At 37.0% G+C, this 14447-nt stretch carries 10 protein-coding genes; all 10 read left to right on the forward strand.

Translation table 11 applies throughout. The features are described from left to right. Nucleotides 1-47 precede the first annotated feature (47 nt). Nucleotides 48-3095: an intermembrane phospholipid transport protein YdbH family protein gene (locus ACORJQ_RS09260; protein WP_321323923.1), complete on the forward strand. Its 3048-nt coding sequence runs from the start codon at nt 48-50 to the stop codon at nt 3093-3095. 108 nt (nt 3096-3203) lie between these two features. After that, complete coding sequence (locus tag ACORJQ_RS09265; RefSeq protein ID WP_321323924.1) at nt 3204-3443, forward strand: YnbE family lipoprotein; 240 nt, start codon at nt 3204-3206, stop codon at nt 3441-3443. 7 nt (nt 3444-3450) lie between these two features. Next, on the forward strand, nt 3451-3810 hold the full coding sequence (locus ACORJQ_RS09270) for a YdbL family probable chaperone protein (RefSeq protein ID WP_321323925.1): 360 nt from the start codon (nt 3451-3453) through the stop codon (nt 3808-3810). Between the two features lie 259 nt (nt 3811-4069). After that, on the forward strand, nt 4070-6412 hold the full coding sequence (locus tag ACORJQ_RS09275; protein WP_321323927.1) for an AsmA family protein: 2343 nt from the start codon (nt 4070-4072) through the stop codon (nt 6410-6412). 28 nt (nt 6413-6440) lie between these two features. Continuing rightward, a complete protein-coding gene (locus ACORJQ_RS09280; RefSeq protein WP_321323929.1) occupies nt 6441-8807 on the forward strand; it encodes a S8 family peptidase in 2367 nt (788 codons plus the stop codon). Between the two features lie 94 nt (nt 8808-8901). Then, entirely contained in the window at nt 8902-10116 is a 1215-nt protein-coding gene (locus ACORJQ_RS09285) for an APC family permease (protein WP_321323930.1), read from the forward strand. Between the two features lie 72 nt (nt 10117-10188). Beyond that, nucleotides 10189-10953, forward strand: coding sequence for an SDR family NAD(P)-dependent oxidoreductase (locus ACORJQ_RS09290; protein WP_321323931.1), 765 nt, complete (start codon nt 10189-10191; stop codon nt 10951-10953). Nucleotides 10954-11040: 87 nt separating this feature from the next. After that, nucleotides 11041-11574, forward strand: coding sequence for a DUF2062 domain-containing protein (locus tag ACORJQ_RS09295; RefSeq protein WP_321323933.1), 534 nt, complete (start codon nt 11041-11043; stop codon nt 11572-11574). Between the two features lie 231 nt (nt 11575-11805). Beyond that, entirely contained in the window at nt 11806-13521 is a 1716-nt protein-coding gene (locus ACORJQ_RS09300) for a proline--tRNA ligase (protein ID WP_321323934.1), read from the forward strand. A gap of 157 nt (nt 13522-13678) precedes the next feature. Beyond that, nucleotides 13679-14350 (forward strand): phosphoribosyltransferase, encoded by a 672-nt coding sequence (locus ACORJQ_RS09305; protein ID WP_321323936.1) that lies wholly within the window; start codon nt 13679-13681, stop codon nt 14348-14350. Nucleotides 14351-14447: the final 97 nt, after the last annotated feature.

Raw genomic sequence — 14447 nt, forward strand, 5'->3', positions numbered from 1 at the left:
TGTCCCGGAAAGGTAGTATTTCTAAAATTTTAGTTATCAGTGCACTCTTGCCAATTGCACTCTTAGCTATTGTCATAACAGCGTCACTCTATTTAATTAATCAGCAACTGACCGAACAAAAAATCAGTAATTACTCCTGGCAGTTTGATGAAATTAAAGATCGTTCGTTAAACTTTAAAAACATTGATTTCACCTTTAATAACCAACTCGATATCCAACTAGAAAACATTCATTTCTCTTCAAGTGAATCAGACTCTAAAAACGATATTTTTCCGTATTTGACTTTAAGCAAAGTTGAAATTGGTATTGTTAAAATTAATATTTTAAATTCACAGCAAAATCAAACGAAAGTGGATACTAAGCACTCTATAGATAAAACGATTGAAAACCTTAAACGTCAACTACAAAACATTCAAAACAAACCTGAATGGTTTGCATTCTTGCCTAAAAAAATAAACATTACTTCTTTTATTGTTCAAGCACCCTGCCCACAAAGCTCATGCTCAGTTAAAGGTTCAGCAGACTTAAAGATAATTAATACACATACTGATATTCAGGCACAAGGACACCTCAACTTTCATGACCAAGAGATTGCTAGCCCACAGTTAGAAACTCGGCTTTTAATCAAAATACCTAGCAATATAAAAAGCCATAATGTTGCTAATGAAAGCAATGCAAATACTTCAAATAATGCATACACAGGTTTGGAATATAAAATTGATAGTGAGCTAAAGGCCGTTAATAGCAACGCAAATCTCATGCAATTTTCTCAGGCGGGGAAAATTACTGAAAAACAAAAATTACCAGTACTATCAGTACACAACCATTTTTCTGGTTTATTGCCTGGTAAAAATAATACGATTGATAAAGAGTGGCAAAACATCCAAGCCATCTATCAAAACTGGATTGGCCAGCCATTAGAGTTAGATCATCTTAATCAGTATTTGCCGGTAAAGACTCCCCACGTTAGTGCCCTCGAGAGTCAGGAGTCTGCAAATTCAAACTCAGACTTTGCTTCTGATTTTGAAGTAAAAACAAATACAACTATTCAATTAGATTCTTTGGTAGATTCACTCACAAGTATTAAAACTGAAACAACTATCGCTGAGTTGTTGAACACCATTGCGTTTTCAAATGAAATAAAGGCACAATTTAACGCCCCCTTTCCTATCCCATCTATTGGTTCTATTCAAGGCTCAATCAAAGCTAATCTAGCCTTTAAAAATGGCATGATCCAATCCTATGATTTAGATGCTAATGGATTTTTTCATAGAAGCCTACCAATCGCGCTATTTGATAATCAACAAATCAAACCCTTTCAAGACTTTAAATTCTTGGCAAGCTCATCTCAAAAACAAGTAACAGAGATTGATAAACTTAACTCCTTACCTTTTAAACTGTCTATAAACTCAATCAATTCAATCAATTCAAAAAATGCGACTGATGCCGTTGCCAAACTTCAAGCAGAGGGTGTAGTTCAACTTTCTAAAACGCCAGAGTTAAACATAAATAGTGGGTTGCTAAATTTCTCGCAAGTTAATCTTGCTTTAACAAATCAAAAATTACTCAATGAGCTATCTGGCGAGATTCAATTGAATGGCAAGTTAGATGTTTCTAATATTAATCTGCAAATACCTAAATTTAATGTAACGGGTGTTTATTCAGATAAAGACCAAAACTTAGTTCTAAGCAAAATGCAGATTAATACAAATAATCTCATCCTGAACAGCAAACCAGCTTTGTTTTTAGATGAAATACAAGCTTCAGCGAAGTCGATTAACATTAAAGCAGATTTGAATTATTCGCCCAAAGACAAGCAACAGATATTAATGAAGAATATCGATTTAGTGCTGTCTAATCCAAAATTAGCACCTAAATTTGATGCAAAAAATCCAAATAACACTGACCATGTTAACAAACTGAATACAAAGCAATTCACCGCTAAATATATATTAAAAACAGATCGCGTTGAGCAACAAAACCTACAGCCACTTGCATGGACTTTGAGAGGCAAAATTCAATCCCAGCTACCAAATACATTAAGCTCAATCAATCAACTCAATATTCAAGGCAGTGTTTCAAATAAAGCAGGCCTGGTCGTTTTTCATAATGCTTTTTATAAACCTAACAATCTATACACTGATTGGGAAATCCCCAATATTTACCTCTTGGCAGGCAATCCAATTCAAAAAACCTTTAAAGATTGGCCTAAACTCCTCACCCTAGGAAGTGGCCAATTAAAAGCTAAAGGCAATACACAACTCAACTTATCCTCTTTAAATGATAATACCAATTTGCTAAATATCCTTTATACAAAGGCCGAAATAGATACCAAAGGTATAAGTGGCATTTATAATGAAACAACTCTAAACCAAGTAAGCAGCAAGATTAATTTAAGCTTAAATCATGGCGTTTTAAAAACAGAGTTTAATAACTTAGAAATTAAACAAATTAATCATGGTTTAATTTTTGGTCCCACCGTCTTTAACGGAAACTACCAAACATCGATTGATTCATGGTTACAAGGCAAACTCAAATTAACGCAATTTAATACTAAACTATTTAATGGTCAGGCCTGGTTAGACAATCAAACATTTGATTTAAGCCAACCGATTAACAGCCAACTTCATCTGTCTCAAATTGATATTAAAGCCTTATTAGAGCAATACCCATCAGCAGAAATTAAAGGTAGCGGTATTATTCATGGCAATTTACCATTTAGTCTAAACTTGCAAGAGCAGCCTTTTTTTACTCTAGATAAAGGAGCAATCAAAGCAAAGTCTCCTGGTGGATTAATACAATATAAAGCGGCTCCGAGCATTAAACAAACTCATCAAAGTATGCAGTTTGTGTTTACCGTACTTGAAGACTTTCATTATTCTGTTTTAGACAGTAATGTCACTTATGATGCCAATAAAACATTACACTTAACACTGCATTTACAAGGTAAAAATCCGAATGTTGAAAATGGTAGACAAGTCAATTTTAATATTAATTTAGAAGAGGACTTACCAGCCTTAATCACAACTATGCAGTTAAGTAATCAAGTTAGTGAAACCATTAAAAAACGCATCCAAGAAAAGCTTCAACAATAAAACTGACTAAAAAGTAAAGCTAATATAAAAATTAATAACAAGATTACAGCTGATGTTTATTAATCTGCTAAACTTGAATTAAGTTATTTAACCTAGATGGAGTCTTCTATGCTCTCACACACAACACCAATGAATTTATTAACCCATCAAAAAAAGAGCTTATTAAGTGCATTTATTATTGCAACCTTTGCCTTTAGCTCACTAACAGCTTGCACCCCTTCTGTTCAAGTTGCGTTACCTAATGAACCTATAAACATCAACTTAAACGTTAAGATTCAACATGAGATTCTAATTAAAATCGATAAACAACTCGATAACATGTTTAGCAGCTCTAGCGGCTTATTTTAGGAGAGTAATGATGACTACTTTATTTAAATCGACACAAGTTTTAATGCTGAGCATTTTATTAGCTTTTTCTGCCAACGTTTGGTCAATGGATTTATCTGCAGCGATGAGTCAGTTAGGATCTGCTAAATCTCAAGGCCTGGTGGGTGAACAACCTAATGGCTATTTAGGTGTCATAAAAAACCAAAACGATGCTCAAGAAGTTGTAAAACTGATTAACCAAGCACGTAAAGAGCAATATCAAAAGCTTGCTCAAAACCATAACGTTCCTTTAAGTGAAATTGAAGTTTTAGCAGGTAAAAAAGCTATTCAAAAGACACCTTCTGGCTTATACATCCAAATAGATGGAAAATGGATTAAAAAACCCTAAATATTCTTGAACATTTTTTGATCTTTTCTTGACCACTTTTAACCCGCCCATTCAAAGAATTAGGTACATTGATAAAATTTATTAAATGTACCTATTTTTGTCTACACGCCTATCCAATAAAGCTAAAGATCTTGCTTTTAGTTTGAATCAAGTTTGAAACTAGTTAACTTAAAATTCATAAACTAAAGATTGATTCGTCTTACTCATCTGTTAATATTCTTTATATTAAAAGCTCGTAAAAATACGATGGAGTCATCACATGAAAGCATTTGGTTTAATTCTTAAAGTTTTAGCTGGTTTCGTTGCCGTAATTATTATTGCCGTTGCGGTAATTGTGGTTACAGTCGATCCAAATGATTACCGTGATGAAATTACCACCTTAGTCAAAAAAGAGACAGGCCGCGACTTTAAAGTTGAAACGATGAGTCTTTCAATCTTTCCGCATCTAGGAATTAACTTAGAATCCGCATCACTCAGCAATGCAAAAGGATTTAATGACACTCCATTTATAAAAATAGACAAAGTCCAACTCGGTGCAGCCATACTGCCGTTACTGAGCAAAAAACTAGAAGTGGACACTCTTACCCTGCACGGACTTTCATTAAATCTTGAACGCAACGCTGAAGGTAAAACCAACTGGGATGACTTAGTTAAACCAAGCACAGAAACAAGCGATCATGAGAAAAAAGACAACGAGTCTTCTGAAAACCCAATGGATAAATTGGCCGCTTTAAATTTTGGCGGAATTGATATCAAAGATGGTCTTGTAAAATGGCATGATGCACAAAACCAGCAAGATGTGACCTTAAAAAACCTAAACCTTAGTAGTGGTGCAATTAATTTTGGTGAGTTCTTTTCTATCGCCCTATCTGCTGATACTGAAGTAAGTAAGCCAGAACTGTCTAATAAATTAGCCATCAATGTAGAAGCTAAACTAGATAAAGACGGTCAGTATGCCATTCGCAACCTGAACATTGAAAATACGGTTAGCGGTAAAGGCATCCCAGTTAAGCAGGCCACAACTAAAATTAATCTACCCGAATTTGCAATTAAAGACGATGTGCTTTCTCTCCCTAACCTATCAATTGATTATGATGTGGACGGTGGAGAATCATTCCCTTTAGAAAAAATTAAAGGGCAACTAAATATCACCGATTTAAGCGGAAATATTAAAAACCAGTCTTTTAGTGCCAAACAGATTGCTTTAAATTCAGACGTTAAAGGAGAAAGTATTCCTAATGGTTCGGCTACTATTGATCTTAATACCTCCGCTAACATCGATCTTACAAAACAAACTGCTGAGCTTCCTAAACTGACTTTAAAACTATTAAATTTAACCGCAGATGGAAGTGTAAAAGCCACTCAAATCACTTCTGATGCAATTGTTGATGCCAACTTGAATATTGCTCAAACCAATTTACGTGACCTACTTACACAACTGAAAGTCACCTTACCTGAAATGAGCGATAAAACCACGTTAACTAAGTTTGCAGCTAAGTTAGGCGTGCAATTTGCGAGTAAAACCCAAGCCGTTAAAGTCAACAACCTAAAACTGACTTTAGACGACAGTGAACTAACAGGTAAGGCATCGGTCAGCCAGTTTGATGCGCCAAATATCAGTTATGATTTAGCGTTAAATAAAATTAATGTAAATCGTTATTTACCGCCTAAATCAGAAAAAGCTACTCCTGCTCCAGAAACAAAGGCAACTGAAGAGGCCAAAATTGAACTGCCTGTTGAATTACTGCGTAAATTAACAATTGATGGAACAATCAAAGTAGGTAGTGCAACTTACGATAAACTCAACCCAAAAAATATCATTATGACGACAAAAGGTTCGAAGGGTAAATTAACGGTGAACCCTCTTAAAGCTGATATTTTCAATACTCAAGCAGTTGTTATAGCAGGTTTAGATGTAAGTGGAAAAATACCTAAATATAGCGTTAAAACTAACACCAAGAATTTACCAATTGGCGATGTGCTACTTGCCGTTGCCGATACCGACAAAGTTCAAGGAACTGGTACAGTTAATGCCGATATAACCACCAAAGGTGAACGTGTAAGTGAATTTAAGAAAAATCTAAACGGAACTGCCAAAGTGAATTTAAAAGACGGTGCTATTAAAGGCTTTAACTTAGCTCAAACGATTCGTGACGCTCAAGCTAAAATCAGCGGTAAACCAGCAACCGTTCAAGATAAAACACCACAAACAGACTTTAGCTCTTTAATTGCCGATGTCACTATTAAAAATGGTGTCGTGAATACTAATACACTGTCTGCTCAAGCACCTTTTATGCGTGTTAATGGTTCAGGAACAGTAGATATTGCCAAAGAACAACTTAACTATCTTGTTAAAACAAAAATTGTTGCTTCAGATAAAGGCCAAGGGGGTGAAGATCTTAAGGATTTAAATGGTTTAACCATTCCAGTTAAACTTAAAGGAAATTTAACAGATCCTTCTATCTCTCTTGATTTAGCCTCTTTAATTGAGGGCAAAGCCAAAGCCGAAATTGAAAAGAAAAAAGATGAAGTTGTGAAAGATGTTCAGAAAAAAGTAGAAGATAAACTGAAAGACTCTTTATTAAAAGGCTTTAAATTCTAAATATTGGTATTAACAGGATTTTTTAGAAATGACAACGAAGCAACTTAACTCTTCTTTGAATAACAAAAAGAATACATACTTTTCTAAAAAAAGGTTAATTCAATCAAGTCTCACTATCCTTATCGCCTCAAGCCTAACCGCTTGCGGCGGAGGAGGTGGTGGCGGTGAAACCATTATACCCGCCGACAATACGCCCACTGTCATCTATGTTGATGGAGATCCACTTGTTCCGGTAACCTATGACTCATTAGGTACATCAGCAATATCTGGAACCCTAGAACAACAAACAGTAATCAATGCAACCGCGGCTTGGGATGCCGGCTATAAAGGTCAAGGCATTACGATCGGTACTATCGATACTGGTGTCAACCCCAACCACATCGAGTTTTATAGAGATGATGGAACCAGTCGAGTCAATTATCTAGATGCTGCTGGAATTGAATATGATGCAATTAACGACCAGCTAATTTATTCTGATAATTACATAGATACTGATACCGATTATCATCACGGAACTCATGTTGCCTCTATTGCATTAGGCCGCGAATATGGTATTGCACCTGAAGCAACTCTATTACCTGTTAATGTGTTTCAAGATAACGTAGAAACCTACAACATTGCGGTTCTCGCCGCAGCAGACTATTTAGCTGATAAAACTCCTATTATGAATACTTCAATCAGCGGTATGGTAAATCTTTCTACACAGGGTGGAACCTCTAGCGAATTAAATGCCTATAAAACAATTTTAGAAAACAACGATACAGCCCTAATTGTGTCGGCTGGTAATGGGGGAGATGACGAAATTGGTGACCCTGTTGGAGCTGAACATTTTATCAATAATAACACCGCAAAAAATCTAGCTATACAAACGGGTATTGATAACCAGGTTTTATCGGTTATTGCTTTAGACGATAGTGGTAGTATCGCTAGCTTTTCAAACTATCCAGGAAATTGTAGTGATGTACCAGGAACTTCCGACACCAGTTGTGATGGAACGGTGATGTCAGCAATTCAAAATACATTTATTTCCGTCCCTGGTGTCACTATTAAAGCGGCTGACGGTAGTACGACGACAGGAACGGTTTCTTATAGTGGAACATCTATGGCCGCTCCAATTGTAAGTGGAAGCTTAGCGGTATTATTATCTTCATGGGATCAACTTACTATTCAGCAAGCCGTAGAGATTTTAAAGACAACCGCCAATAACAGTGGGATTTACGCTGCTCCAGAAACATACGGCGTAGGCCTTTTAGATTTACAAGCTGCCTTAACACCTGTTGGCAACTTGAAATCTACTGCATCAACTCAGCAAACCCAACAAAGCTACACACTAAGCGAGTCAACCCTTAAAGTACCTGCCTCATTAAGCGGCTTGGCTAGCTTATCGGCATTAAAATCCGTCGCCTATTTTGACAATTACAACCGTGATTTTTCAGTAGATATTACTCCCGCCATTCAAATTGAAAAAACACCTATTGAATGGAACCGTTATTGGGCCAATGCTCAACCTGGTTTGACCACGCAAGCTGAAGTTGCCAAGTTTACAGTGAGTGCTGGTTTTGATTACAACAATGAGAATAATTTAAAAAACCTTAAAATCTCAGACGATCAACTCGCAATTCAATACGCTCGTAATAGCTCAAATGGTTTTGTAGAGTCTCAATTTACCCCTTTAAGCCAAAACTTTTATTCTAATAATCTAAACGATTTTGGTAATTCTTTAGCTATTATGCAAAACATCACTCCAGGTTTATTTGTATATAGTGCTGTTCAAGAACAACAAACCCCTACCCTAAAAGGTGTGCAAAATAACCATACCTTTGCCAAGCTGCAATCTGTGGGTGTTAATTACCATTTAACACCTAGTTTTGCGATTAATGTTTCTTCTCAATTACGAGAAGAGCAGGATGCGTTAATGGGAATACAAGGAACAGGAACTTTCTCTTTTGGTGATAAAAACCTAAGCCAAATGAATACCTTTGCTTTGCAGTACAACAACAACGGAACCCAATTATTTGGACAATATCAAACAGGCCAATTGCTAAATTCTCAATTGGCCAGCGGTAGTTATTTAGACGTTAAAAATGTTGAACTAGGTCAATTTAAATTTGGTGTTTTACAGCAAGTAAACAACCATTCTAGCTGGGGTGTGCAAGCCTATAACTACAATACTTTGTTAAATTCCGATATTAATTTAACCCTGCCAACCGGCATGAATGCTAATGGAGATATTGAAACTCAAACCGTTAAATATCATCAAAAAGGCAATATTAATCCAGATACGGTAGAGCTCTTCTTTAACTTTAAAACAACCAAACAATCTCACTTGCAGCTAAACGCAATCAATAATCCGGACGATTCTGGTATAGGAATCAGTATGAACCAGCGTTTTTAATTAATAACTTGGTAGACGTTTTTTAAAACTTATAAAAATATCAAAATACATCAAAAACTTAGTGCAAACTTAGTCCAATATTTTTAGGAAATGGATGAAAACGACCTTAAAGCGAAGTTTGTCGCTTCCCCAACTTATTTTATATGGGCTAGGAACAACGATTGGTGCTGGCATTTATGCACTAGTTGGTGAATTAGCCAATCAAGCTGGGTACTTAGCTCCTATTGCATTTTTAACCGCTGCCATTCTTGCTGGACTTACCGCCCTATCTTTTGCAGAACTCTCTTGTCGTTACCCTTATACCGCAGGTGCTGCACTTTATACACAACAGGGTTTTCACTCTTCTAAATTTGCTTTATTCATTGGTATTTTGGTCATTTTTGCAGGCCTGGTCTCTGCCGCCGCCTTGCTCAATGCCTTTTCTGGCTATATTCAACAGCTCATCAATATTGATACAAATATCACCATTATATTAATCGCCCTATTTTTAACCGCTTTAGCCATTTATGGCATTGCAGAGTCGGTATTTCTTGCCAGCTTAATCACGTTAATAGAGGTAGGTGGTTTAATCTGGATGATTTATATCAGTAAAGGTGCCATTAGCCACCTACCCGAACTGGGTAATCTGTTAATTCCTGACTTTAACCTAACCAGTTTAGGCATTATTTTTAGTGGAGCCCTATTGGCTTTTTACGCCTTTATTGGTTTTGAAGATATGGTGGATGTTGCTGAAGAGGTAAAAAATGTAAAATATAATTTGCCTATGGCAATATTTTTGACTCTTATTATTACCACCATTCTTTACATACTGATTATGTTATTGGCCATTCTTTCTATTGCTCCGCAAGAGTTAGCCAAAAGCCAAGCCCCATTGGCGACTTTATATACATTTCATACAGGGCAATCTGCACAAATTATTTCCATTATCAGTATTTTAGCGATTATTAATGGCTCTTTAATTCAGATTATTATGGCATCCAGAGTCATACACGGCCTAAGCAGCCGCCATCAATTACCCAGTTTTTTAGGGCGTGTAAACTCTATAACTCAAACCCCTGTTGTTGCCACAGTCATTGCAGGACTTATCGTTTTAATTATGGCCTTAATTGGTAATTTAGCTTCCTTAGCTGAATTAACTTCTTTAATAATGTTGATTGTTTTTTCTGTTATAAACCTAGCCTTATGGAAAATAAAAGCCCAGCAACCTAAAGTTGAAAACTGTTTTAATTCACCGCGTTTTATTTCGTTAATCGCGTTCTTCAGTAGTACCGTTTTTGTGATTATTGAGATAGGTTCACGTTTGTTATAACCCTCTTGTAAGAAGCAAAAAGCTCTCTACAATAAACATCAAAAATCAAAATAAGAGTTATTGAGAGTTATTATGAAAAACCAAGTTGCACTAATCACAGGAGCATCAAGCGGAATCGGCAAAGCGACCGCACAGGTTTTGGCTAGACAAGGCGTTAAACTTATTCTTTTAGCCCGCCGAGAGTCACTGCTTAATCAATTAAAAACTGAGCTTTCTGAGTTTAGTGAGTGCCACACTATTGCTTGCGACATCAATGACCACCCTCAATTATTAAAAGCATTTGAACAACTACCAGAGCCGTTTAAACAAATTGATATTCTCATAAATAATGCAGGCTTAGCACTGGGATTAAACCCTGCTCATCAAACGGATTGGTTAGATTGGCAAACAATGATTAATACCAACTGTCTATCATTAGCTTTTTTAACTCGCCAAATTTTACCAGGCCTGGTAAAACGTAATCACGGACATATTATTAATATTGGTTCTATTGCCGGTAGCTATGCTTACAGAGGTGCCAATGTATATGGTGCAACCAAAGCCTTTGTGGAACAGTTCTCAAGTAATTTACGTTCAGATTTATTAGGCACGGCAATCCGCGTAACCAATATTGAACCAGGCATGTTAAATGAAAGTGAATTCTCTTTAGTACGTTTTAAAGGTAATAAAGAACAAGCCAATCAAGTCTATGAAGGACTTGAACCGTTAAGGTCTGAAGATGTAGCAGAAACCATTCGTTGGGTATTAGCACAACCTGCTCACGTTAATATCAATAACATTGAGATAATGCCGGTACATCAAGCTCTTGCTGGCCCAACAACCATCAAAAACCTATAACTTTTAATACCTCCTTTCACCCGTTAGTCAAACTAACTCCATGATTTAGCAGGTTAAAGATTAGACTTATCTGATATACTCAAAAATATGATTAGATACCTAAAACTGAAAGTGCATCGTATTGGCAGAGCAACCAAACGTTCTGCATTTCTAAATAAGCATTTCCCCAAATTTCAAGATCGCATTTACTGGGCTGGTGACCGTAAGTCATTTGCTCGTGCCGGATTAATTGGCTCATTTTGTATGATGCTGCCGGTGCCATTTCAAATGGTTTTAGGTTCTGTGTTTGCATACTTCTTTAGAGCGAATATCCCATTGGCCACCGCTCTTGCTTGGGTGACGAATCCGTTAACAATGTGGCCAATTTGGTATGGTGGCTATGAATTTGGTACTTGGATGTTAGGAACGCCAGATTTATTCACCGCCTCTGCACATATTACAGTTGGCTCGCAACTTTGGTTTGATCAAGTCTTTCCGCTTATCTGGAAACCGTTTTACATTGGCAATATGGTTTTAGGTACTCTTATTGGCTTGGTGATGTACACCTTTATTGCCCATTTTCACTGGGCAAGTATCAGTTTATTTATTCGCCGCACTATCCTGCGTCAAAAGGTATCTTAGGTTAAGCTTAGATTAACCTAAGATAAATCAAAATAACTCACAATAGCCCAAAATAACCCAAAATAAACTTAGCAAACTACAATAATTTACCAGGCCTGGTAAATTCAAACATCCTTTAATAATGCCAAAAATCAAATCCGTATTGATAACATAATCATTTTTCAGAACCTTTTGGCATGCTAAAATACGCCCAATTTAATCGTTTTGAAAATTCAAGGTCATTTCCCTATCATGAGAACTTCTAACTTACTTATTTCTACCACACGTGAAACCCCATCTGATGCCGTGGTTATCAGTCACCAACTCATGCTTAGAGCTGGCATTATCCGCCCTTTAGCTGGCGGCTTATACAACTGGCTACCTTTAGGTGTGCGTGTTTTAAGAAAAGTAGAGGCCATTATTCGTGAAGAGATGAATCGTTCTGGTGCTCAAGAAGTTTTAATGCCAGTTGTACAACCAATGGAACTATGGGAAGAATCAGGTCGTGCTCAAGATTACGGCCCAGAACTGTTACGTTTTGTTGACCGTCACGGCAGAGACTTTGCACTTGGGCCAACTCACGAAGAAATCATCACTGATTTAGTCCGTAAAGAGATTCGTAGTTATAAACAATTACCAGCAAACTTCTTTCAAATCCAAACCAAATTCCGTGACGAGATTCGCCCTCGTTTTGGGGTAATGCGTTCTCGTGAATTTATTATGAAAGATGCCTACTCTTTTCATATGGATCGCGAAAGCCTGCAAGAAACTTATGATGAAATGTTTAATGCTTATAATCGTATTTTTAGCCGTTTAGGTCTAGATTTTCGCCCTGTGCAAGCCGATACAGGCTCAATTGGTGGCGACGGTTCTCACGAATTTCATGTATTGGCTGAATCGGGTGAAGATGATATTGCATTCTCAACAGGGTCAGATTTTGCCGCTAACGTTGAATTAGCAGAAGCTTTGGCACCACGTGGTGAACGTGCAGAAGCGACCGAAACTTTGACCGAAGTTGAAACTCCAAACAAACACACAATTGAAGAAGTGTGCGATTTCTTACAGCTTAAGAAAAAGAAAATTGTTAAAACTTTATTAGTTAAAGGTGCTACGGAACAAGCACCTGTTGTGGCTTTAGTGATTCGCGGAGACCACGAATTAAATGAGATCAAAGCCGAAAAATTAGATTTAGTTGCTGAACCATTTGAAATGGCAACTGATGAAGAAATTCAAGCTGCTGTAGGTTGTAAAGCAGGCTCTATTGGTCCATGTGGTTTAACGATTCCGGTCATTGTTGATCGTACTGCGGCTCACATGAGTGACTTTGTATGTGGTGCCAATAAAGACGGCTATCACATGACAGGTGCAAACTGGGATCGTGATGCAACCGCGACGCTAGTGGCTGACATTCGCAATGTAGTCAAAGGTGATCCAAGCCCATGTGGTAATGGCAAAATTGAGATTCGTCGTGGAATTGAAGTTGGGCACATCTTCCAACTTGGTAATAAATATTCAACCGCTTTAAATGCCACCGTTCAAAATGAAAATAGTCGCTCTCAAGTCTTAGAAATGGGTTGTTATGGTATTGGTGTGACCCGTGTGGTTGCCGCAGCCATTGAACAGAATAATGATGATAAAGGAATTATTTGGCCTGAATCTATCGCTCCATTCCAAGTATGTATCGTGCCGATGCAAATGCATAAGTCTCCGCGTGTAAAAGAGGCTGCTGAAGCGATGTATAAAGAACTAACGGCTCAAGGTATTGAAGTATTGTTTGATGACCGTAGCGAACGCCCAGGTGTTATGTTCTCAGATATGGATTTAATTGGTATTCCACATCGTATCGTTATTGGTGAACGTGGTTTAGATAATGGTCAAATTGAATACAAATATCGTCGTGATGAAAAAGCACAAGATGTTGATGCTGATGGTTTCATGGATTTCTTAATGGCTAAATTAAACGCTTAATCACGTCCCATAAACAGCCTCGATATTTAGCATCGAGGCTGTTTAATCTTATCTATTTCAATCTCTATCCACTTTTTCTACTTGATGTTTTCGGTTCATATCTATACCCTTTAACCAATAAAAATTATTAAATTTCAGATAATTACTGAGGTTTTATATGCACTCAAAAATGCTCCCCCCTATTCCAAACCGCTCTATTGCTGGTCAGTGGCTATCTCAGCTAATACTTAATAAGCCTTTATACAGCAAGCCGTTAATTCTTGCACTTCCTCGAGGAGGTGTTCCTGTAGCTTATGAGATTGCAAAATCTTTACACGCACCACTTGATCTTATACTGGTTAGAAAGTTAGGCGTTCCACAATTTCCTGAACTTGCCATGGGAGCTATCGCGAGTGGTAATATTGAAACCCTCAATCAATCGGTAATACAAAGTTATAGAATTCAACAAGACATTAATGAAGTAAAAGCTCGTGAACTTAAAGAACTCAAACGTCGAGAAATATTATATAAAGGCGAAAAGCCATCCCTCGAGCTGACTAATCAAAACATTATCTTAGTTGACGACGGGTTAGCAACTGGCTCAACCATGCTAGCAGCAATAAAAGCCGTTAAAAGCCAAAACCCAAAGTCTATTACCGTTGCTGTTCCAGTCGCACCTGAAGAGACAATTCAAGAAATTAGTCAATTGGTCGATAATGTTATCTGCCCTATACAACCTAATGACTTAGGCTCTATAGGCCAATATTACATTGATTTTACTCAGGTGAGTGATGCAGAAGTAAAAACGCAATTAAGCCAGGCCTGGCAAAATAACGCTAGCGAAAGATAATAGTCATATCTTACAAATAATTATTTTATACCTGCCTATTTTTATTCCATAACCATGCAAAAAATATAAGGTTATAATTATATTAAATCTGACTTCA

This window comes from Thiomicrorhabdus sp., from assembly GCF_963662555.1.
Classification (GTDB): Bacteria; Pseudomonadota; Gammaproteobacteria; order Thiomicrospirales; family Thiomicrospiraceae; genus Thiomicrorhabdus.

Excerpts from the sequence above, each read along its gene's own strand:
- ACORJQ_RS09300 (WP_321323934.1), top strand. The coding sequence starts at position 11,806 with ATGAGAACTTCTAACTTACTTATTTCTACCACACGTGAAACCCCATCT.
- ACORJQ_RS09285 (WP_321323930.1), top strand. The coding sequence starts at position 8,902 with ATGAAAACGACCTTAAAGCGAAGTTTGTCGCTTCCCCAACTTATTTTA.
- ACORJQ_RS09275 (WP_321323927.1), top strand. The coding sequence starts at position 4,070 with ATGAAAGCATTTGGTTTAATTCTTAAAGTTTTAGCTGGTTTCGTTGCC.
- ACORJQ_RS09290 (WP_321323931.1), top strand. The coding sequence starts at position 10,189 with ATGAAAAACCAAGTTGCACTAATCACAGGAGCATCAAGCGGAATCGGC.
- ACORJQ_RS09270 (WP_321323925.1), top strand. The coding sequence starts at position 3,451 with ATGATGACTACTTTATTTAAATCGACACAAGTTTTAATGCTGAGCATT.
- ACORJQ_RS09295 (WP_321323933.1), top strand. The coding sequence starts at position 11,041 with ATGATTAGATACCTAAAACTGAAAGTGCATCGTATTGGCAGAGCAACC.
- ACORJQ_RS09265 (WP_321323924.1), top strand. The coding sequence starts at position 3,204 with ATGCTCTCACACACAACACCAATGAATTTATTAACCCATCAAAAAAAG.
- ACORJQ_RS09305 (WP_321323936.1), top strand. The coding sequence starts at position 13,679 with ATGCACTCAAAAATGCTCCCCCCTATTCCAAACCGCTCTATTGCTGGT.
- ACORJQ_RS09280 (WP_321323929.1), top strand. The coding sequence starts at position 6,441 with ATGACAACGAAGCAACTTAACTCTTCTTTGAATAACAAAAAGAATACA.